At 54.4% G+C, this 283-nt stretch carries 1 protein-coding gene; it reads left to right on the top strand.

Annotated features, from left to right (window positions below):
- Nucleotides 1-283, top strand: a 283-nt coding sequence (locus VCHENC03_RS27780; protein WP_009705425.1) for a hypothetical protein, incomplete at both ends; no start/stop codon positions are given.

Below are 283 nucleotides of genomic sequence, written 5' to 3'. Positions count from 1 at the left end.
TTAAAGACGGCACCATTACGGTGACGGTGAATGGTACTAACGACTTGGGCGCACCAGCAAAAGAAGTGGGTACGACATTTACGTTGACGCAAACCAAGCCAACGGTGGACGACGGTCAAACATCGATCAACCCAACGTACGCAGCGGCGGGTGAGAGCGTGACAATCACCGCCACGTTCGACAAAGGCGTCACCACACCAACGGGTTCAACACTGGGTACAGCGGCGATCAACTGGACAGCACAAGCAGGTACTCAAACCCAATGGGTGGGTACAGCAGAAGT

Origin of the sequence: Vibrio sp. HENC-03, from assembly GCF_000305755.2 — a bacterium.
GTDB classification, from domain to species: Bacteria; Pseudomonadota; Gammaproteobacteria; order Enterobacterales; family Vibrionaceae; genus Vibrio; species Vibrio owensii.
Note: the sequence above shows the minus strand (reverse complement) of the source record. Positions and strands in the feature narration are given on the sequence as shown.